We start from the raw sequence: 18,209 nt of genomic DNA, 5'->3' as shown, positions 1-18,209 counted from the left end.
AATCACGCGATGGCCGCCTTACGTTAGGACGCCACGCCCAGCGGGCCGGTCGTACACCACGCTAATGGGCACTACTTATGCCCCTGACGTCAGCGTCGCGGCCTCGGCGAGGGCGGCGGCGAGATACGGTGCTGAAGCGCTGTTTCTCGACGCGGCGACCTCTGCTGGCGTTCCGGACGCGACCACTGTGCCGCCGTTGTCACCGGCTCCCGGCCCGAGATCGATGACGTAGTCGGCTGCGCTGACCACTCGCATGTCGAGTTCCACCATCACGACCGTGTTGCCTGCATCCACGAGAGTCTGAAGGTGGGTAACTAGACGGTCTGCGTCGGCACAGTGCAATCCGGAGGTCGGCTCATCGAGCACGTACAGAGTGTCGCCGCGCTGCGCTCGTTGCAGTTCGGTGGCCAGCTTCACACGCTGCGCCTCCCCACCGGAGAGCTCTGTGGCCGGCTGTCCCAAGCGCAGATAACCGAGCCCGACATCGACCAGCGAGGTGAGGGAGCGCATCACGTCGTACTCGCCGGCGAAGAACTCGTGAGCCTCTTCGACGCTCATCGCGAGAATTTCCGCGATGTTGCGCCCTCGCCAGGTGATCTCCAGGGTGCTCGATTGATAGCGGGTGCCATGGCAGTCGGGACACACGGTGTAGACCGAGGGCAGGAAGAGCAGCTCGACCATCACGGAGCCTTCACCCTCACAGGTCGGGCAACGGCCGCCTGCGACATTGAAGGAGAACCGACCGGGCTTGTATCCGCGTGTCCGAGCTTCCGGCGTCTCGGCGAACCGGCGCCGCACATGATCGAAGAGTCCTGTGTAGGTCGCGACGTTGGAGCGGGGCGTGCGGCCGATGGGTTTCTGGTCGATGCTCACCACACGCCGGACGGTCGTGAGATCGCCCTCGACCGACCCTCCGAGTTCATCGGACTCGTCAGTGAGGAGCAGGGCGTCTGCCTCAGCGCTTTCCTCCTCGGCGCGAGGGGCGTCTCCTTGCCTGGCGCCGATGAGGGCAGGCAGGACTTGACTGACAAGGCTGGACTTCCCCGACCCTGACACGCCAGTGACAGCCGTGAGCGTTCCGAGCGGTAGCGCGACAGATACGTCCCGCAGGTTGTTGCGGGTGACGTGCTCCAGCTGCAACCAGTCGTGGGCGGCACGGCGCTGGTGCGGTGGAAGGCCGCTGCCCCCGAAGATGTATCCGCGCGTCACCGACTCGTCGACCTCCGCGAGCCCGTCCGTGGGTCCGCTGTAGATCACGCGCCCGCCGCGTTCCCCGGCTCCGGGGCCGATGTCGACCAGCCAGTCCGCGTGCCGCATGACGTCGACGGAATGCTCCACGACGAAGAGGCTGTTGCCGCGCTCCTTCAGTCCGTCGAGGATACCCAGCAGCGCGGTGACGTCGTGCGGATGGAGACCGGCTGACGGTTCGTCGAGGACGTAGACAACACCGAACAGTTCCGACGTGAGCTGCGTGGCGAGTCGAAGTCGTTGTAGCTCCCCTCCGGACAGTGTCGGCGTAGTGCGACCTAGCGAGAGGTAACCGAGTCCGAGATCGACGATGGGGCGCAGGCGGTCCAGCAATTCTGCGCCCAGGCGGGCTGCCGCGGCGCGCTTCTCGACAGACTGATTCGGTCTGCGACGGACATCCGGCGCAGCGGAGTGCGCGGAGCCGCCAGGAGCAACGCGCTGCTCGACGGCTTCACGTCTAGTCGCGACGTCTACCACGGCGCCGGAGGTCTCGCCCTCGCGGTCAGACTCGGCGACGACGGACTCGAGGAGCTCAGCCAATTCACGCAGTGGCAAGGCTGAGAAGTCCGCGATATCGAGTCCTTCGAACGTCACCGTCAGTGCTTCGGGTTTGAGCCGCTTCCCATGGCACACCGGGCAGACCGCCGCGCTCATGAACTGGGCTACGCGGCGCTTCATCGACGCGCTCTTCGTGTTCGCGAAAGTGTCGAGCACGTACCGCCGCGCGCCGACGAAGGTGCCCGAGTAGCTCGGTTCGATTCCTGCTCGGATTGCCCGGCGCGCCTCGGCGAGTGTGAGTCGAGAGTGGACGGGAACGAAGGGGGTCTCGTCGGTATAGAGGATCCAGTCCCGATCCTTCTTCGGCAGATCCTTCCACGGTACGTCGACGTCGTAGCCGAGCGCGACGAGCACGTCCCGCAACTGGTGGCCGTGCCAGGCGGTCGGCCACGATGCGATGGCGCGCTCCCGGATGGTGAGTGAGGGATCGGGCACCATCCGCTCCTCGGTCACCGCGTACACTCTGCCGATGCCGTGGCACTCGGGGCACGCGCCCTGCACGGTGTTCGCGGAGAAGTCCTCGGCGTAGAGCATCGGCTGACCATCTGGGTATTCACCGGCTCGCGAATAGAGCATCCGAACCACACTCGACAGCGTGGTGATGCTGCCTACAGAGGAGCGCGCGCTGCGCCCTCCGCGCTGCTGCTGCAAGGCGACTGCGGGCGGCATCCCGGTGATGGAGTCGACGTCGGGGACACCCGCCTGGTCGATCAGTCGGCGCGCGTACGGGGCAACTGACTCCAAGTAGCGCCGCTGCGACTCCGCGTACAACGTGCCGAAAGCCAAGGAGGACTTCCCGGATCCGGACACTCCCGTGAACACAACCATCGCGTCACGCGGAACCGTGAGATCGACGTCCTTGAGGTTGTGTTCGCGGGCACCACGCACCCGGACATCGGGCTGGACGTGGGTGGACACTGAGGAAAGGTGTTCCATTTCAGAACTGTACCAAGCGGGTCTCGCGGTAAGCAGGTTCATCGACCGTGGGAGGCAAGATGATGCGGCGGTTTACCATCGGGTTCACGAAGAAGAAGACGCGCGAGTTCTTCGGTCTGCTCTCCGGCAGCAGCGCGACGGCTCTTGTTGACATACGACTGCGGAACCGTTCGTAGCTCGCAGGATTCGCGAAGCGAGACGACCTCGAGTTCTTCCTCAGTGAGATTTGCGACATGCATTATCGGCAGGAGTTGCTCCTCACCCCGACAGAGCCAGCGCTATGTGACTACCAGCACGGGGCTGTGTCGTGGGAGCAATACGCCGCTGAGCACGCGCGCCTCTTGGAAGGTCGCCAGGTCGAAGCTGTGCTCAGCGCTGCTGACTTCAACGAGACAGTGCTCCTCTGCTCAGAGGCCTCTCCTGATCGTTGTCATCGGCCTCTCGCCGCGGAGTATCTCGCGTCCGCCTGGCATGACACAGGGATCGTGCATCGGGCGAACGGCGCTTGACTCTGGCTATGCTCGTCCCACGGGAACGCGGCGCTACAAGCGGTTAGCCTCGTGTGAGGCTCCGGAAACGTTGCCAACTAGTTTGGAAATTCAGTCGGATGGCTGCCGACCCAGATCCGCGTGAAATCGGGGGACAACTAGATTGGAAATTGCCAGGTCGGCTGGAATCTCACACCGGCCTCTGAGGGGCTGACGAGGAGGCCCGGAGTCGCAGCATTCCTGCGGTTCCGGGCCTCCTGTGCGTGCGATGCCGACCGTGCTCGGACTGGGACCGAACGCGCGGGCTACACTCGAATCCCTGGTCGATGCCCGCCAGACGACGACATCCGGGAGGATCTGGTGTCCCTCAACCCTGCTCAATGCCGCCGCACGAGCGATGAACTTCACGACAACTACGGCCGTGCGGGGCTCACGCCGGCCATGGTCCACGGGGAGCTCGGTCTGGCACCGGGGGAGCTGGAACGTGTGCTCGACATGCACCCCGGCGTGGAGCCGGTGACCGTCTGGAAGCTCAGGGACTACCTCGAGTCGAAGGTCCTCGAATCGGGTGGAACCCCCCGGCCGTACTCCAGCCTCACCGAAGGCATGCGTTCTGCCGCCAATCGGTGGTTCGGCACGGACTCCTGAGCGTCGCGCTGCAACGTGGCGCGGCCCCTGCCGCGCCACTGCCGTGCTTCGCAGGCCTCATCGCAGGATGGACCAGGCGAGCGCGGGATCCCGAGCGGCGAGACCGCCAGCCAGCCCCTCGGGGAAGGACCGGGAGTTCTAGTCCCGCGCGCGCCGCGGGTCCATACTGACCTCATGGTTCCACGCGCACGCACTTCGGACCGGACCCTCTGGGTCGTCCTCGCCGTGACCGCGGCCCTCGTCGCGGTCGCCCTCGCCGCCGTCCTCACGAGGGGCGGCGCACCCCGGATGGACCCGGCCACCCCGGCCGGCACCGTCCAGCTCTACGCCGAGGCCGTCCTCGACGGCGACACCCCCACCGCGGCAGCCCTGCTCGCCCCGACGGCCACGGAGGGCTGTGGCGTCGACGGGGCCGGGATCGTCCCGGACGGGACACGCGTCGCCCTCGTCTCCACCCGCGAGCGCGCCACCTCGGCCGACGTCACCGTGGACCTGAGCACGACCTCCGGCGGGGGGCTCTTCGGCGCCTCCGAGTACAGCTACGAGGCCGTGTTCACGCTGGTCCGCGAGGGCGACGCGTGGCTCATCACCTCGGGCCCCTGGGAGCTCTCGGTCTGCCCCGAACCGGCGGAGTCGGAATGAGCACGCGGGCGCCGGCGCCGGCGGGCGGTCCGGCCGGCTCCATCCAGGGGACGGTCCGCCGGCTCGTGGTGTTCCTCCTCCTGCTGGTCCTCGTCATCGTGGCGGCCTCCGGCTTGACGGGCCTGTTCGGGAGGATCCTCGACGCGGGGAACACCCTGGCCGGCGACGGCGCGGCCGGCCTCGCGCTCTGGATGGCCTTCAGCCTCATCGGCGGCCCGCTCGCCGCGATCCTGTGCGCCGCCGTCTGGCGCCGGGCCGCGGATCCCGTCGAACGGGCCTCGCTCGGCTGGGGGCTCTACCTCGCGGCCGTCATGACCCTGTCCCTCGCCGTCGCCGCGTCCTCGCTCCTCGGCACCGCCGCCTCCGCCGTCACGGGCAGCACGGGCGGCTGGGCCTCCGAGGTGGCCGCGGCCCTCGTCTGGGGCGGCGTCTGGTGGTGGCACCTGCGGATGTGGGGCCACCCGGCCAAGGGGCCGCTGCTGCTGGCCACGTTGCCGATGGTGCTCGGGGCGCTGTTCGGCCTCGTCGTGGGCGCCGTGAACGCGGCCCGCCTGCTCGAGGCGCTCTTCGAGACCGCGCTGCGGGGCGCCGGGCAGTTCGTCCTCGGCCGCCCGTGGTGGTCCACCGCCGTCGAGGCCCTCGTCTGGCTCGCCGGCGGCGCCGTCATCTGGTGGTGGCACTGGTTCCGCCGCGGCGCCCGTTCGCTCTCCGGCGGGTTCGCCGACGTCGCCCTCGTCCTCGTGGGCGTCCTGGCCGCCGTCCTCGCGGCCCTCGGCGGCGCGGGGACCATCCTGTTCGTGCTCCTGCGCCTGCTCGCGGACCGCACCACGACCGGGTCCGTGGTGCTCGCGCCCGTGCCGCTCGCGGCCGCCGCCGCGCTGACGGGCGGACTCGTGTGGGCGTACCACCGCCCGATCCTGGCCCTGCGGGCGGCCCCGACCCGCCGGGCGGGCCTGCTCGTGGTCTGCGGGGCAGCCCTCGCGGGGGCCGCCACGGGGCTCGGGATCGTCGTCAACGCGCTGCTGTCCACGGCGGGCGCGCCGCTCGCGGGACCCGGCGGATCCCTGACCCTGCTCCTGGCCGGCGTCAGCGCCCTCGCCGTCGGCGGCCCCGTCTGGTGGCTCGTCTGGCGCACCGTGCGGGCCGAGGACCCCGACGGGCGCCGCGTCTACCTCGTCGCCGTGTTCGGCCTGAGCGCGGTCACGGCCCTCGTGACGCTGCTCGTCGTCGGCTACCGGCTCTTCGAGTTCCTGCTCGGCGGTGTGGCCGGCACGGGCCTCGTGGAGCGCGTTCGGGCCCCGCTGGGCCTGCTCGCGGCCACCGCCCTCGTCGCCGGCTACCACTTCGCCGTCTGGCGCCGCGACCGCGCCGTCCTCGCCGCGCGGGCGCCGCTCCCGCCCGAACCGCCGGGTGCGGGGCCGCGCGTCGGCCACGTCCTGTTGCTGGCAGGGTACGACGCCGGACCGCTCGCCGAGGCGCTGCGCGCCGGGGGCGAGCGAAAGGTCTCGCTGTGGCGGGCTGCGCCGGATCCGTCGCCCGCGCGGGAGGATTCGACCGGCGACGTGCCCGGCGCCGGGGCGGGGGAGCCGGCCACGGCCGCCCCGCTGTCCCGACTTCACGGCCCGGGGGAGGTCCTCGCCGCCCTGTCCGGCCTCGACGCCCCCGCCGCTCTGGTGAGCCTGCGCGCCGACGGAGGCATCGGCGTCGTACCCCTGGAGCGGGACCCGGGCTGAGCGCGCCCGCCCGGTTTCGCTCCGGACGTCCCCTGTGCCTAGGCTGGCCGGAGGAGGCCGCCGCGGGCGGCCGCGGCGAAAGGAACCGGCCATGACCCAGCAGGCGCCCGGACTCGGGACCGGACAGGAGCTCGCCACGGGCGGCTTCTTCTACGAGCCCCTCGGCAGCGGCCGCTACCGCTCCACCGTGCACGCCCAGGGCGCCTGGAACCCCCACGAACAGCACATGGCCCCGGCGACGGGCGTCCTGGCCCACGAGCTCGAGCTGTTCGAGCCGCGCCCGGACATGCGCATGGCCCGCGTCTCCCTCGACATCCACGGCATCATCCACGGAGGCGAGTTCGAGGTCCGCACCCGCATGATCCGTCCGGGCCGGACGATCGAGCTGATCGAGGCCGAGATGCTCTGCCAGGGCCGCACGAGCATCGTCGCCCGCGCGTGGCGCCTGAAGACGCTCGACAGCGCCCCGGTCGCGGCCGTCGAGGACTCCTCCGTCGCCCATCCCGAGCGGCTGCCCGCGTGGGACGGCATGTCCCCGTGGCCCGGGGGATACATCTCCCAGCTCGACTTCCGGGTCGAGCCCGGCCACCGGCCCGGCAAGGGGGTCGTGTGGCTGCGGACGCCGCACCCGATGGTCGCCGGCGTCGAGACGACGCCGCTCGTGCGCCTCCTGGGGCTCGTGGACACCGCGAACGGGGTCGCGCCGCGCGTCGAGCCCGGCCCGGCCTCGTGGATGTTCCCCAACGTGGACCTGCAGGTCCACATGCACCGCGCGCCCGTCGGCGAGTGGCTGGGGCTGCAGGCGCAGCAGAGCTACGGCAGCGACGGGATCGGGCTGACCTCGTCCGTGCTGCACGACGTCGAGGGGCCGTTCGGGCGCAGCGAGCAGATCCTCACCGTGCGCCCTATGCCCGGCCGCTGAGCCGCGCTAGCGGCCCGCGAGCAGCGCCTTGACGCGGCGCTTGCGCAGCGGCGTGAAGCCGGCGTCGACGTAGCGGCGGCGCAGCGCCCCCTCGGCGCGGAACAGCGCCCAGCCGCGCTTGAGCAGGAACGGCACGGGCTTGCGCCGCTCGCGCACGTCCCGCACGAAGCGGCGCACGGCGGTCACCACGGGGGCGACGTCGATGTACACGGCGAGCGGCTCCACGCCCAGGGCGCGCAGCGGCGCGAGGACCTGGTCCACGAAGATCCCCTCCGCCACGACCGGCCCGCCGTCGAGGGACACGGTCGTGTAGCCGTTATAGCTCGAGGTGGAGATCGAGTAGTCGGGCACCTGCGTCTGGCCGGACTCGAGCAGCTCCATCATCGAGTCCACGGCGGCGTCGCGGTTCCACGTGCCCGGATCGTCCCAGTCGACCTCGCCGTAGGGGGTCACGGGCAGGGGCGCGTCGGGCGTGTGCTCGGCCAGCTCGCGGTAGAAGTTGTCGAGGACGACGTGCGGCCGCCCGTGCCGCTCGGCGAGGTAGGACTTGCCGGCGCCGGACGAGCCGCCGAGGAGGATCAGGGCGGGGAGGTCGTGGGGCACCGCACCATTATCCACCGCGCCGGCCGCCGTCCTAGAATCGAGGGCATGAGCCTCTGGAGTCCCGGCATCGACGTGCCGCTGCACGTCGAGCGTGCCGGGGCCGGCCCGGACCCGGCCGCCGACCTGATGGCCGGCATCGAGCTGCTGCACCGGGTGCGGGACGGGGAGCGGCCCGCGACCCTGCGCCTGTACCGGCCCTCGGCGACCCTGGCGTTCGGCCAGCGCGACGTGCGCCTGCCGGGGTACGACGCCGCCGCTGCCGCCGCCTCCGCGCACGGATTCGCGCCGCTCGTGCGGAAGGCCGGGGGCCGCGCCGCGGCCTACCACCCGGGGACGCTGATCGTGGACCACGTGGAACCGTCGCCGCGGGCCATGGAGGGGCACCAGCACCGCTTCCGCGCCCTCGGGGAGCTGTACGCGGACGCCCTGCGGGGGCTGGGGGTCGATGCCGGCGTCGGGGAGCTGCCGGGGGAGTACTGCCCCGGGGAGTTCAGCGTCCACGGGCGGCCCGGTCCCGGCTCCACGTCTGATGTACCGGTCAAGCTCGTCGGCACGGCCCAGCGGGTCGTCTCCGGCGCGTGGCTCTTCGCCTCCGTGTTCGTCGTCCAGGACTCCGCGCCGCTGCGCGCCGTGACCGCCGACGTCTACGCCGCCATGGGCCTCCCGCTCGATCCGGCCACGGCCGGCGCGGTCGAGGACCTCGTGCCCGGCGTGACGGTGGCGGACGTCGAGGCGGCGCTGCTGGGCGCCTACGCCCGCGAAGCCGTGCTCGTGCGGCCGTAGGCGCCCCGGGGGTCAGTGGCCCCGGGCGATCCACTCCTCGAGGTGCGGGGCCTCGGCGCCGATCGTCGTCGAGTCCCCGTGGCCGGTGTTGACCACGGTCTCCCCGGGCAGGACCAGGAGCCGCTGCCGGATGGATTCGATGATGGTCGGGAAGTCGCTGTAGGAGCGTCCCGTGGCGCCGGGGCCCCCGTTGAACAGGGTGTCCCCGCTGAAGAGGACGCCGAGCCCGGGCGCGTGGAAGCACGTCGATCCGGGGGAGTGGCCCGGGGTGTGCAGGGCGGTCAGGACCGTGCCGGCGACCTCGAAGGACTGCCCGTCGACGATCTCCCCGTCGGGCGTGGACCCGGGGAAGAGCGCCTCCCACAGCATCTGGTCGTCCGGGTTCAGGTAGACCGGGGCGTGAACGAGGGCGGCGAAGTCGCGGGCGTGGCGGATGTGGTCGTCGTGGCCGTGGGTCAGCAGCACGGCCTTGACCCCGCGGTCCCCGACGGCCCGGGCGATGGCCGCGGGGTCGTGGGCGGGGTCGATGACGAACACCTCGGTGTCGTCGCCGACGATCCAGACGTTGTTCTCCACCTCCCACGTGCCCCCGTCGAGGGAAAAGGTGCCGGAGGTGGTCAGCTGTTCGATGCTGGCGCCCATCTCAGAGCTCCACCACGGAGCGCAGGACCTTGCCGCCGTGCATCTTCTCGAAGGCCTCCTCGATCTGGTCCAGTCCGATCCGCTCGGAGACGAACGCGTCGAGGTCGAGCCGGCCGAGCTTGTACTGCTCGACGAGCATGGGGAAGTCGCGGGAGGGCAGGCAGTCGCCGTACCAGGAGGACTTCAGGGAGCCGCCACGGCCGAAGACGTCCAGGAGGGGCAGCTCGAGCCGCATCTGCGGGGTGGGGACGCCGACGAGGACCACGCGGCCGGCGAGGTCGCGGGCGTAGAACGCCTGCTCGTAGGTCTCCGGGCGGCCGACGGCCTCGATCACGACGTCGGCGCCGAAGCCGCCGGTGAGCGCGCGGATGGCCTCGACGGGGTCCTCTTCGCGGGAGTTCACGCCGTGCGTGGCGCCGAGGGACCGGGCGAGCTCGATCTTGGCCGGGTCGATGTCCACGGCGATGATCGTGGTCGCCCCGGCGAGCTTGGCCCCGGCGATCGCCGCGATGCCGACGCCGCCGCAGCCGATCACGGCCACGGACTCGCCGCGCTTGACCTCGCCGGTGTTGATCGCGGCGCCGATGCCCGCCATCACGCCGCAGCCGAGGAGCCCCACGGCGGCGGGGTCGACGTCCTCGTCGACCTTGGTGCACTGCCCGGCGGCGACGAGGGTCTTCTCGGCGAAGGCACCGATGCCCAGCGCGGGGGAGAGCTCGGTTCCGTCGGCGAGCGTCATCTTCTGCGTGGCGTTGGCGGTGTCGAAGCAGTACTGCGGCTGCCCCTTGGCGCACGCGCGGCACTGGCCGCACACGGCCCGCCAGTTCAGGATCACGCGGTCCCCGACCGCGATCTCCGTGACGCCCTCGCCGATCTCGGAGACGACGCCGGTCGCCTCGTGGCCCAGCAGGTAGGGGTACTCGTCGCCGATGCCGCCCTGCTTGTAGTGCAGGTCGGTGTGGCAGACCCCGCACGTGAGGATGTCGACGACGGCCTCTCCCGGGCCCGGATCGGGGACCGTGATGGTCTCGATGACGACCGGCGCGTCCTTCTCGCGGGCGACGACGGCCTTGACCTGCTGTGGCATGGGAACAACCTCACATCGGTTGGGAACGGTGGACGAACAGGGGACCCGCCGCCGGGCGGCAGGTCCCCTTCATCCAATCACAGCCGACTCAGAGGCGCTCGCGTACCTCGGCGATGCGGGGGTTTGTTGCGGCGGTCCCGTCAGCGAAGACGAGGGTCGGCACCGTCTGGTTCCCGTCGTTGAAGGCCTCGACGAGCTCCGCGGTCCCCGGCACCTCCTCGATGTTGACTTCCCGGTAGGCGATCCCGTCGGCGTCCATGGCCTTCTTCAGGTTGCGGCAGTAGCCGCACCAGGAGGTCGTGAACAGGGTGACGGTGCCTTCGGCGGGGACGTAGTCCTGGAGGTTCGCTGCAGTCATGTCCAGCACAACCCGGGCCGTGAGACGCTTATTCCATGTGTGGACGCTACGTGATGGCGCGGGCCATCGGAGACCTGGTCGCCGACGCCGAGGCGGAGGCGGACGCGGCGCTCGAGCTGCGCCGCTCCTGGAACATCGCCCCGACCACCGACGTGCCGATCGTGCTGGAGCGCCTCGTCAAATCCTCGCCCGTGCGGCAGATCCACGTGGCCTCGTGGGGGCTCGTGCCGGGATGGGCCAAGGACCCGAAGGTCGGCGTCCGGGCCTTCAACGCCCGCAGCGAGACGGTGGCGGAGAAGCCCACGTTCCGCTCCGCGGTGAAGTCCCGCCGCTGCGCCGTCCCCGCCGAGGGCTACTACGAGTGGAAGGCCCCTGCCGGTGGGAGCCGTGCCAAGCGCCCCCACTACGTGAGGCCCCGGGACGGCTCGCTCATCTACTTCGCCGGCCTCTACGAGTGGTGGAAGGACCCCGCCAAGGCGGAGGACGATCCCGGCCGCTGGCTGCTGTCGACCTCCATCCTGACGACGGCGGCGCCGCCCGCGGACGCGGAGGAGCCGGTGCTGCGCGGGCTCGCGGAGCTGCACGACCGGTTGCCGATCCCGCTGCGCCGGGACGTCCTGGGCGACTGGCTGGACCCCGGGAACCGGGACGCCCCGGCCCTCGTGGACGCGGTGCGCGGCGGGGCCTACGGCGTGGCGTCCGGCTGGCGGCTCGACGAGGTCGGCCCGGCCGTAGGCAACGTCCGCAACGACGGGCCCGAACTGCTCGAGCCGCTCGAGCCGACCACCTAGCCGCCCCTCGGTTCAGCCGTCGGCTTCGAGGCGCACCCGTCCGGTCTCGTCGACGGTGAACGCGGGATTGTGCACGAAGTCCCAGCGGAAGCCGTCCGGGTCGGCCACGCAGGCGCTCGTTCCTCCCCAGGACCGCGTCTCCGGCGGCGTCACGGGCCGGGCTCCCGCGGCCAGGGCGCGCTCGTAGTGGGCCCGGACCGCATCGGCGCTGGCGGCGTTGTGGCCCAGGGAGACCGGCGGGGCCTGGGCTCCGTGTCCGACGTCCCCGTACTCCGAGGGCATGCTCGCCACGTTCCACAGGGCGAGCACCTGCCCGTGCCCCGAGCGGACGAACGCGATCTCACCGGGCACGTGGCCCGCCTCCTCGAAACCGAGCCCCTCGACGTAGAACGCGCGGGAGGCCTCGACGTCGCGGACGCCGAGCGTGATCGCGGTGACCAACGGGGGAGCGGCGGGTGCCTCTGGCGGAGTATCCATGCCCCGACGGTACCGGTGATGCCGAAGTGTCGGAAGCGTCCCCTACGCTCGATTGCATCGAACATAGATTCGAATACAATGGAGTGACCGCTTCCGCTTCCCGAAGCGCAAACTTCCCTCACCCCCTCGTGCCGGGGCTCACAACCGGCGCCTGGTCCCAGGAGGTTTCCCGGATGGGCCTGTTCACCCGATCCATCGACGTCGACTGCACCACGTCCGGCCTGCCGCTGCGGCTGCGCTGGGAAGGGCGCGAGTACCTCGTGGCCGCCGAGCCGCTGCGCTGGTTCGAGCGCCGCAAGTGGTGGGCCGAGGAGCTGCGCGCCGAACGCGGCCGCGGGCCGGGGCTGGTGGACCACGAGATGTGGCGGATCCAGGCGCGGCTGGCGGGGCGGGGGCCGCTGCGCACCTTCGACCTCTCCCGCCACGCCGAGACCGGGCGCTGGCGCCTGGTCATGATCCACGATGCGTTGAAAGAGAGCGCGTGAGCTTCACCCACCTGCACGTCTCCTCCGCCTTCAGCGCCCGCTACGGGGTCTCCTGGCCGGACGAGCTCGTCCGCGCGGCCGCCGCGGCCGGGGCGGACGCCCTGGCCTGCACCGACCGCGACGGCCTGTACGGGATCCCCAAGCACTTCAAGGCCTGCCTCCGCCACGGGATCGACCCGGTCGTCGGCGTCGACCTCGCCGTGCTCGGACCCGGCGCGGGGCGCGTCGTCGTCCTGGCCCGTGGGAACGACGGCGGCGCGGGCTACACCGCGTTGTGCCGGCTCGTCTCGGCGGCCCACGCCGGGACCACCTCGGGCGGGCGCGGCGCCTCCCGGCCCGTCGGGGTCACGCCCGGGGAGCTGGCCCGCTGGGCCGCCGGACCGGTCGGCGACGCCGGAGCGGATCGGGCGGGAGGGGCTCAGGACCCGCGGGCCGGGGCGGCGCTGACGGTCCTCCTGGGTCCGCAGTCCGACGTCGGCCAGGCCTGCCTGCGCCGCGGCTACGGGCAGGCGCGGCAGCTGCTGGAGCGCTGGCGGGCGGTCCTGCCCCCCGGCGCGCTCGCCGTGGAGGCCGTCACCCACGTGAACCGCCCCGGCGCCAGGCTCAGCACGGCGCACGCCGTCCGCATGGTCCGCGCCGCCCGGGACTGCGGCGTCCCGGCCGTGCTGGGCAACGCGGTGCGCTACGCGGAGCCCGACGGGGCGGCCACCGCCGACGTGCTCGACGCCGCCCGGGCGCTGAGCACGCTCGAGGCCCTCGACGACCTCCAGCCCAACGGCCAGGGCTGGCTCAAGGAACCGGCCCAGATGCACCGGCTGGCCGGCGAGGTGGCCCGCGAGGCCGGAGGCGGCGCCGGGCTCGCGGCCGAGCTGCTCGCGGAGACCGCCCGGCTGGCCGACCACTGCCGCATGGACCCCGTGGGCGACGCCGGCTGGGGGATCCCCGTGGTCCCCGAGGCCCGCGTCATCGGCATCACGGGGGACCCCGCGCGCGAGCTCGCCGCGCGCTGCGAGGCCGGCATCACGCGGCTGTTCCCCGACGGCGGGGACACCCGGCTGCGCGGGCGCCTCGCGACGGAGCTGGACACCATCGCCTCGCTCGGCTTCTGCTCCTACTTCCTCACGGTGGCCGAGGTCTCCTCGATGATCGCCGCGATGGGCGTCCGCGCCGCCGCCCGCGGGTCCGGGGCCTCGAGCCTGGTCAACTACCTGCTCGGCGTCAGCCACGTGAACCCCCTGGCCCACGATCTGCTCTTCGAGCGCTTCCTCTCCCTGGACCGCTCGACCCTTCCCGACATCGACATCGACGTCGAGAGCGCGGAACGGCACGCGGTCTACCGGCGGATCTTCGAGCGCTTCGGGCGCGAACGCGTGACCCTGATGAGCATGCAGAACGGCTACCGGGCCCGCGGCGCGGTGCGCGACGCCGGGCTCGTGCTGGGGTTCGAGAACGCCGAGATCGACGACATCGCCAAGCAGCTGTGGCGGTTCTCCGCCTCCGGGTTCCGCGCCGCGCTCGCCGAGAAGCCGGAACTGCGCGGCTTCGCCGAGCGGGTCGGTTCCGAGCGCCAGCTGGACCTGCTCGTGGATCTCACCGAGCGCCTGGACCGGCTGCCCCGGCACATCTCGATGCACCCGTGCGGCGTGATCCTCGGCGACTCCGGGCTGCTGGACCGCACCCCGGTCCAGCCGAGCGGGCTCGGCCTGCCGATGAGCCAGTTCGACAAGCACGACATGGACCCCATGGGGATGCTCAAGCTCGACGTCCTCGGCGTGCGGATGCAGAGCGCGATGTCGTTCGCGCTGCGGGAGGTCGTGCGCATCCACGGAAGCGGCGACGCGGTGGCGGCCGCCGGGCGGCACCCGCTCGGGACGGACGGTTCCCTGCCGCCCTTCCTCCACGGGGACGGGCGGATCGATCTCGAGAGGGTCCCCCTCGACGATGAGCCCACGTTCGAGCTCATCCGCAGCACCCACACCCTGGGCTGCTTCCAGATCGAGTCGCCCGGCCAGCGCGAGCTCATCGGCAAGCTCGCCCCGCGCGAGTTCAACGACCTCATCATCGACATCTCCCTGTTCCGGCCGGGGCCGATGAAGTCCAACATGGTCAAGCCCTACCTGGAGAACCGGCACGGCTTCGCCCGGGAGCGCTACCCGCACCCCGACCTCGTGCCCGCGCTCGCCGAGACGCACGGGGTGACCGTGTTCCATGAACAGGTGCTGCGCACCTTCGCCACGATGACCGGCTGCAGCCTCGCGAAGGCCGACGTCCTGCGCCGCCTGCTGGGCAGCGAGACGCAGGAGCCAGCCGTCGAGGCGTTCTTCCGCAGCCACGCGACGGCCCGGGGGTACCCGCTCGCCGTCGTCGACGAGGTCTGGGAGACGCTCAAGGCCTTCGGCAGCTTCGGCTTCTGCAAGGCCCACGGGGCGGCGTTCGCGGTGCCCACCTACCAATCGGCCTGGCTCAAGACGCACCACCCGGAGGCCTTCCTCGCCGGGCTGTGGGAGCACGACCCCGGGATGTACCCCAAGAGGCTGCTCGTGGCCGAGGCCCGCAGGATGGGCATTCCCATCCTGCCGCTGGACATCAACCGCAGCTGCGCGGAATACCGGGTGGAGCGCGTGGACGCCGGGAAGGACGGCCCGCCCGGTGGACGCCTGGGCATCCGGCTGAGCCTGTCCGGGATCTACGGCATGTCCGCGACCGAGGTCCGGCGCACGGTGGCCGGGCAGCCCTACGCCTCGCTCGCCGACGTCCGGGACCGGGCGGGGCTCACCCGTTCCTCCCTCGAGCGGCTCGCGGCCCTCGGCGCCTTCGACGAGCTCCAGCGCCGAAGCGGCCCGGGCAACCGTTCCGACCTGGTCCGGCACCTCCGGGAGGCCGCGGCGCGCCGGCCGGGCGTCCGGCGCCGCCAGCTCCCGGGCCAGCTCGCCCTGCCGCTGCCCGACCTCGAGCTCTCGGCGCTGCGCGCCCTCGAGCCCGCGCCCACCGCCGAGGAAACCGTCCGCACCGAGCTGGACCTCATGGCCCTCGACGTCAGCGGCCACCTCATGGACAGCCACGCGCCCCTGCTGGCCGAGCTCGGGACCACGCCCGCCGCGGAGCTGCTCGGTCTGCGCAACGGCACCGAGGTCCTGGTCGCCGGGGTCAGGGTCGCCACGCAGACCCCGCCGATGCGCGGCGGCCGCCGCGTGGTGTTCATCAGCCTCGACGACGGCACGGGCTGCGTCGACTGCACCTTCTTCCACGACGCGCAGGAGAACTCGGGGCCGCTCCTGTTCGCCACGCGGCTCCTGCTGGTCCACGGCATCACCCGCCGCACCGGGCCGCGGGGGATCAGCCTGCAGGCCCTGCAGGCCTGGGACCTCTCCGTGCGGGACGCCCTGCCCGGCCCGGGACACCTGGCGGACCCCGGACGCGCCCGACCGCAGCCACCCCCCGGCCGGGCAGCGGCCGCCGGCGTGCCGGCACCGGTGGGCACCGGACACCCCCGGGCCCGGACGGCCGACGGGACGCCCGGCGCGCTCCGCGGGGCCGCGCTCGCCGTCCGGATGGAGGCCGAGGGCCTGGACAACCGGCTCCCCGCCGGCCGGTGAGCCCGGGACGGCCTACCCGCTGCCGCCCGGAGGAGCCGAACCCCACCGTCAGGGAGGGCCGGAAGCCGGGATCCGGCGTCGTACCCCGCACGGGGGAACCGGATTCCCGGCCCGACCACGCCGTCCGTTAAGCTGGACCCTGGCTGGCTGTGGTCCCCGTACGCCACAAGTCATGAAGCCGAACACCAACACAAGGAGACCGAAGTGTCAGAGCAGATCACCCTCACCGTCGACGGCGAACAGCGCGAGGTGACTGCCGGGACCACGGGTGCCGAACTGTACTTCGAGAACCGCTCCGTCGTCGTCATGCGCGTCGACGGCGTGCTGCGTGACCTGGACCGCCCCCTCGAGAACGGCACGGTGGTCGAGGCCGTCGAGATCGGCTCCCCGGACGGCCTCGACGTCCTGCGCCACTCCACCGCCCACGTCATGGCCCAGGCCGTCCAGCAGCTGCGCCCCGACGCGAAGCTCGGCATCGGCCCCTACATCACCGACGGCTTCTACTTCGACTTCGACGTCGCCGAGCCCTTCACGCCCGAGGACCTGAAGACCCTCGAGAAGATGATGCTCAAGATCGTCAACCAGAACCAGAAGTTCGTCCGCCGCGTCGTCACCGAGGACGAGGCCCGCGCGGCCATGGCCGACGAGCCGTACAAGCTGGTCCTGCTGGACAAGGCCTCCGAGGCGGACGAGGCCGGCGAGGGCGTGAACGTCGAGGTCGGCGCCGGCGAGATCACGATCTACGACAACGTCGACCGCAAGAGCGGCGACGCCGTCTGGTGCGACCTCTGCCGCGGGCCCCACCTGCCCAACACCAAGCTGATCTCCAACGCGTTCGCCCTGACCCGCTCCGCCGCCGCCTACTGGCTCGGCAGCGAGAAGAACAAGCAGCTCCAGCGCATCTACGGCACGGCCTGGCCCACCAAGGAAGAGCTCAAGGCCCATCAGGAGCGCCTCGCCGAGGCCGAGCGCCGCGACCACCGCAAGCTCGGCTCCGAGCTGGACCTCTTCTCCTTCCCGGACGAGCTCGGCTCCGGCCTGCCCGTCTTCCACCCGAAGGGCGGGATCATCCGCAAGGCCATGGAGGACTACTCCCGCCAGCGGCACACGGAGGCCGGCTACGAGTTCGTCTACACGCCGCACATCACCAAGGGGCACCTCTACGAGGTCTCCGGCCACCTTGACTGGTACAAGGACGGCATGTTCCCGGCGATCCACATCGACGAGACCCGCGATCCCGAGAGCGGCGAGGTGCTCAAGCCCGGCCAGGACTACTACCTCAAGCCGATGAACTGCCCCATGCACAACCTGATCTTCCGCCAGCGCGGGCGCTCCTACCGCGAGCTGCCCCTGCGGATGTTCGAGTTCGGCTCCGTGTACCGCTACGAGAAGTCCGGCGTCGTGCACGGGCTGACGCGCGTGCGCGGCATGACCCAGGACGACGCCCACATCTACTGCACCCGCGAGCAGATGAAGGACGAGCTGACCGGGACGCTGAAGTTCGTCCTGGACCTGCTCAAGGACTACGGACTCGACGACTTCTACCTGGAGCTCTCCACCAAGGACCCGGAGAAATACGTCGGCGAGGACGCCGCCTGGGAGGAGGCGACCCGCACCCTCGAGGAGGTCGCGACCGACTCCGGGCTCGAACTGGTCCCGGACCCGGGCGGCGCCGCGTTCTACGGTCCGAAGATCTCCGTGCAGGCCCGCGACGCGATCGGGCGCACGTGGCAGATGTCCACGATCCAACTGGACTTCAACCTGCCCGAGCGCTTCGAGCTCGAGTACCAGGCCGCCGACGGCACACGCCAGCGCCCCGTCATGATCCACCGCGCCCTCTTCGGCTCGGTGGAGCGCTTCATGGGCGTGCTCACCGAGCACTACGCCGGCGCCTTCCCGGCGTGGCTCGCGCCGGTCCAGGTCCTCGCGATCCCCGTCGCCGAGGCCTTCAACGACTACCTGTTCGACGTCGTCGACCGGCTCAAGGCCCAGGGCATCCGGGCCGAGGTCGACCACTCGAGCGACCGCTTCCCGAAGAAGATCCGCAACGCGTCCAAGGAGAAGGTCCCGTTCGTCCTCATCGCCGGCGGCGAGGACGCCGAGGCGGGGGCCGTCTCCTTCCGCTACCGCGACGGCAGCCAGGACAACGGCATCCCCGTCGACGAGGCCATCGAGCGGATCGTCACGGCGGTCCGCGAGCGGAGGAGCTGAG

General features: G+C 71.6%; 16 protein-coding genes. 10 read left to right on the top strand and 6 right to left on the bottom strand.

The window, feature by feature from the left end:
* Positions 1–75: 75 nt before the first annotated feature.
* Positions 76–2,742, bottom strand: a complete 2,667-nt coding sequence (locus AC0QR5_RS03675; RefSeq protein ID WP_329861314.1) for an excinuclease ABC subunit UvrA — start codon at positions 2,740–2,742, stop codon at positions 76–78.
* Positions 2,743–2,975: 233 nt separating this feature from the next.
* Between AC0QR5_RS03675 and AC0QR5_RS03670 the strand changes: the two genes are divergently transcribed.
* From AC0QR5_RS03670 to AC0QR5_RS03650, 5 genes are all read left to right on the top strand, one after another.
* Positions 2,976–3,251, top strand: coding sequence for a DUF488 family protein (locus AC0QR5_RS03670; protein ID WP_475372494.1), 276 nt, complete (start codon positions 2,976–2,978; stop codon positions 3,249–3,251).
* Between the two features lie 339 nt (positions 3,252–3,590).
* Complete coding sequence (locus AC0QR5_RS03665; RefSeq protein ID WP_329861315.1) at positions 3,591–3,878, top strand: DUF2316 family protein; 288 nt, start codon at positions 3,591–3,593, stop codon at positions 3,876–3,878.
* A 174-nt stretch (positions 3,879–4,052) separates the two neighbouring features.
* Positions 4,053–4,520 (top strand): LpqB family beta-propeller domain-containing protein, encoded by a 468-nt coding sequence (locus tag AC0QR5_RS03660; RefSeq protein ID WP_329861316.1) that lies wholly within the window; start codon positions 4,053–4,055, stop codon positions 4,518–4,520.
* Positions 4,517–6,253, top strand: coding sequence for a DUF5671 domain-containing protein (locus tag AC0QR5_RS03655; protein ID WP_329861317.1), 1,737 nt, complete (start codon positions 4,517–4,519; stop codon positions 6,251–6,253). Before AC0QR5_RS03660 ends, AC0QR5_RS03655 begins: the two co-directional genes overlap by 4 nt.
* Positions 6,254–6,344: 91 nt before the next feature.
* Complete coding sequence (locus AC0QR5_RS03650; protein ID WP_329861318.1) at positions 6,345–7,175, top strand: thioesterase family protein; 831 nt, start codon at positions 6,345–6,347, stop codon at positions 7,173–7,175.
* A 6-nt stretch (positions 7,176–7,181) separates the two neighbouring features.
* Here AC0QR5_RS03650 and AC0QR5_RS03645 read toward each other — a convergent pair whose 3' ends face one another.
* The gene (locus AC0QR5_RS03645) at positions 7,182–7,778 is read right to left on the bottom strand and encodes a uridine kinase family protein (RefSeq protein ID WP_329861320.1); all 597 of its coding nucleotides are present in this window, start codon (positions 7,776–7,778) and stop codon (positions 7,182–7,184) included.
* Between the two features lie 45 nt (positions 7,779–7,823).
* On the opposite strand from AC0QR5_RS03645, the gene AC0QR5_RS03640 reads away from it, so the two are divergent.
* The gene (locus tag AC0QR5_RS03640) at positions 7,824–8,561 is read left to right on the top strand and encodes a lipoate--protein ligase family protein (protein WP_430970682.1); all 738 of its coding nucleotides are present in this window, start codon (positions 7,824–7,826) and stop codon (positions 8,559–8,561) included.
* A 12-nt stretch (positions 8,562–8,573) separates the two neighbouring features.
* Here the strand turns inward: AC0QR5_RS03640 and AC0QR5_RS03635 are convergent, their stop codons facing one another.
* The 3 genes from AC0QR5_RS03635 to AC0QR5_RS03625 all read right to left on the bottom strand — a co-directional run bounded on the left by AC0QR5_RS03635 (position 8,574) and on the right by AC0QR5_RS03625 (position 10,648).
* Positions 8,574–9,203 (bottom strand): MBL fold metallo-hydrolase, encoded by a 630-nt coding sequence (locus AC0QR5_RS03635; RefSeq protein WP_329861322.1) that lies wholly within the window; start codon positions 9,201–9,203, stop codon positions 8,574–8,576.
* Position 9,204: 1 nt separating this feature from the next.
* On the bottom strand, positions 9,205–10,290 hold the full coding sequence (locus tag AC0QR5_RS03630; RefSeq protein WP_329861323.1) for an S-(hydroxymethyl)mycothiol dehydrogenase: 1,086 nt from the start codon (positions 10,288–10,290) through the stop codon (positions 9,205–9,207).
* 88 nt (positions 10,291–10,378) lie between these two features.
* Entirely contained in the window at positions 10,379–10,648 is a 270-nt protein-coding gene (locus AC0QR5_RS03625; protein ID WP_329861324.1) for a glutaredoxin domain-containing protein, read from the bottom strand.
* Between the two features lie 35 nt (positions 10,649–10,683).
* On the opposite strand from AC0QR5_RS03625, the gene AC0QR5_RS03620 reads away from it, so the two are divergent.
* Positions 10,684–11,439, top strand: coding sequence for an SOS response-associated peptidase (locus tag AC0QR5_RS03620; RefSeq protein ID WP_329861326.1), 756 nt, complete (start codon positions 10,684–10,686; stop codon positions 11,437–11,439).
* A 12-nt stretch (positions 11,440–11,451) separates the two neighbouring features.
* On the opposite strand, the gene AC0QR5_RS03615 is transcribed toward AC0QR5_RS03620, so the two are convergent.
* Positions 11,452–11,916, bottom strand: a complete 465-nt coding sequence (locus AC0QR5_RS03615; protein WP_329861327.1) for a VOC family protein — start codon at positions 11,914–11,916, stop codon at positions 11,452–11,454.
* A 173-nt stretch (positions 11,917–12,089) separates the two neighbouring features.
* Here AC0QR5_RS03615 and AC0QR5_RS03610 point away from each other — a divergent pair, with 173 nt between their 5' ends.
* From AC0QR5_RS03610 to thrS, 3 genes are all read left to right on the top strand, one after another.
* Positions 12,090–12,401 carry a DUF6504 family protein gene (locus tag AC0QR5_RS03610; RefSeq protein ID WP_329861328.1) on the top strand — a complete coding sequence of 104 codons (312 nt, stop codon included), beginning with the start codon at positions 12,090–12,092 and terminating at the stop codon, positions 12,399–12,401.
* The gene (locus tag AC0QR5_RS03605) at positions 12,398–15,997 is read left to right on the top strand and encodes a DNA polymerase III subunit alpha (protein ID WP_329861329.1); all 3,600 of its coding nucleotides are present in this window, start codon (positions 12,398–12,400) and stop codon (positions 15,995–15,997) included. The genes AC0QR5_RS03610 and AC0QR5_RS03605 overlap by 4 nt, the downstream gene beginning before the upstream one ends.
* A gap of 204 nt (positions 15,998–16,201) precedes the next feature.
* Positions 16,202–18,208 carry a threonine--tRNA ligase gene (gene thrS / locus AC0QR5_RS03600; protein ID WP_329861330.1) on the top strand — a complete coding sequence of 669 codons (2,007 nt, stop codon included), beginning with the start codon at positions 16,202–16,204 and terminating at the stop codon, positions 18,206–18,208.
* Position 18,209 lies beyond the last annotated feature (1 nt).

Source organism: Arthrobacter sp. J156 (genome assembly GCF_056172865.1).
Note: the sequence above shows the minus strand (reverse complement) of the source record. Positions and strands in the feature narration are given on the sequence as shown.

Bases quoted from the DNA above. Each gene is read 5' to 3' on its own strand.
- AC0QR5_RS03675 (WP_329861314.1), bottom strand. From the start codon at position 2,742: ATGGAACACCTTTCCTCAGTGTCCACCCACGTCCAGCCCGATGTCCGG.
- AC0QR5_RS03670 (WP_475372494.1), top strand. From the start codon at position 2,976: ATGCATTATCGGCAGGAGTTGCTCCTCACCCCGACAGAGCCAGCGCTA.
- AC0QR5_RS03660 (WP_329861316.1), top strand. From the start codon at position 4,053: ATGGTTCCACGCGCACGCACTTCGGACCGGACCCTCTGGGTCGTCCTC.
- AC0QR5_RS03655 (WP_329861317.1), top strand. From the start codon at position 4,517: ATGAGCACGCGGGCGCCGGCGCCGGCGGGCGGTCCGGCCGGCTCCATC.
- AC0QR5_RS03650 (WP_329861318.1), top strand. From the start codon at position 6,345: ATGACCCAGCAGGCGCCCGGACTCGGGACCGGACAGGAGCTCGCCACG.
- AC0QR5_RS03640 (WP_430970682.1), top strand. From the start codon at position 7,824: ATGAGCCTCTGGAGTCCCGGCATCGACGTGCCGCTGCACGTCGAGCGT.
- AC0QR5_RS03635 (WP_329861322.1), bottom strand. From the start codon at position 9,203: ATGGGCGCCAGCATCGAACAGCTGACCACCTCCGGCACCTTTTCCCTC.
- AC0QR5_RS03630 (WP_329861323.1), bottom strand. From the start codon at position 10,290: ATGCCACAGCAGGTCAAGGCCGTCGTCGCCCGCGAGAAGGACGCGCCG.
- AC0QR5_RS03625 (WP_329861324.1), bottom strand. From the start codon at position 10,648: ATGACTGCAGCGAACCTCCAGGACTACGTCCCCGCCGAAGGCACCGTC.
- AC0QR5_RS03620 (WP_329861326.1), top strand. From the start codon at position 10,684: ATGTGTGGACGCTACGTGATGGCGCGGGCCATCGGAGACCTGGTCGCC.
- AC0QR5_RS03615 (WP_329861327.1), bottom strand. From the start codon at position 11,916: ATGGATACTCCGCCAGAGGCACCCGCCGCTCCCCCGTTGGTCACCGCG.
- AC0QR5_RS03610 (WP_329861328.1), top strand. From the start codon at position 12,090: ATGGGCCTGTTCACCCGATCCATCGACGTCGACTGCACCACGTCCGGC.